The sequence below is a fragment of the Nocardioides sp. genome (genome assembly GCF_029937575.1).
Lineage (GTDB): Bacteria > Actinomycetota > Actinomycetes > Propionibacteriales > Nocardioidaceae > Nocardioides.
This window is the reverse complement of sequence record NZ_JAPYPS010000050.1, coordinates 1-1,157: the sequence shown is the minus strand read 5'-3', so window position 1 is coordinate 1,157 and position 1,157 is coordinate 1. Positions and strand designations below refer to the sequence as shown.

Below are 1,157 nucleotides of genomic sequence, written 5' to 3'. Positions count from 1 at the left end.
GAGGGCTCCGCCCGACCATGCCGCCCCGAGGGCTCCGCCCGACCATGCCGCGAGCTGAGCGGTCGTGCTGATGGTCGGGCGGGTTGGTTAGGCGGGATCTCGGGGAAGGAGCCAGTGCTGACCCGCCGCCCGACTCGCCGTCTCTGCGGACAGGAGTTCGTCGAGAAACCTCACTGCGTCCTCATACGGCAAACCGAGCCGCGACCCCACCTCGTCGGGCGGTAGCGAACTGATGCGGTCATTGACGGAACGGAAGAGAAAGCCGAACTCGGCGGGAGTTAGAGTCAAGGCCACACCATGCCTGTCGAAGTCTGCCTGCATACGCCACCTTCGCATGTGCGTTGCCGACCGGACCACCGCCCGGGCTCCGCTCAACCCGCCGCGAGGATGCGTGCACGTGCCGATGGTCGGGCACCCGGCTTGGGCTGCTCTACGTTGGTTCGCATGGCCGAAGTCGAGTTCGACGAAGACGGTGTCACTCTTCGACTGACGAAGGAAGAGTGGTGGTTCGCCACGTCTGCAATGGGCTATGTCCTGCACGGGCAGCGCCTGCCGGACCACGACTTCCGCAACATCCTGATGGCGATGCCGGATGACGCGGAGAGACTGCACGAGGCTCTGAGCGAAGCCGAAGTCGCAGCCAGGATGAACGGCAACCACTGGGCGCCTCGACCAGGTCCGTCCTCCGACTGGTAGCCGCAACCGCCCGACTCTGCCGCCAGGAGGGCTTCGTCTTTCTATGCCGCGACCCCTGCGGTCGTGCGGATGAGCGGTCAGTCAGGCACCTGCTCGTTGTCGCCACCGTACAGGTCGATGTCGAGCGGGATGCCGCGTGTTCCGAGGGCCGACATCGCACCCGGCCCAGCGAGTAAAGCCGGAAAGGCTCAGGGGTGGACGGGCGCAACTTCGGCGTCGCTTCGCGCTCGCACGTGTCTGCGAACAATCAGTCCGGAGCCGACGGCAACGAGCGTGGTCCACACGATCAGTTCGAGAACCCCGACGCGAAAGCCAACAGCAGAGAGCACGATGAGCATGAAGACCGCATAGGCAGCGAGGCTCAGCAGGAGGTTCGTGGCGCTTGCGCGATTCTTCATACGTCGAATCCTAGGCGAGCGCGCACGGATCTGCCGCGATCCGCTCGCAACTGCCGATGACCG

At 65.3% G+C, this 1,157-nt stretch carries 2 protein-coding genes; one reads left to right on the top strand and one right to left on the bottom strand.

The annotated features are described in order from the left end of the window. Nucleotides 1-444: 444 nt before the first annotated feature. On the top strand, nucleotides 445-696 hold the full coding sequence (locus Q1K33_RS15130; RefSeq protein ID WP_300405401.1) for a hypothetical protein: 252 nt from the start codon (nucleotides 445-447) through the stop codon (nucleotides 694-696). Nucleotides 697-884: 188 nt separating this feature from the next. On the opposite strand, the gene Q1K33_RS15125 is transcribed toward Q1K33_RS15130, so the two are convergent. Next, nucleotides 885-1,094, bottom strand: coding sequence for a hypothetical protein (locus Q1K33_RS15125; protein WP_300405399.1), 210 nt, complete (start codon nucleotides 1,092-1,094; stop codon nucleotides 885-887). Nucleotides 1,095-1,157 lie beyond the last annotated feature (63 nt).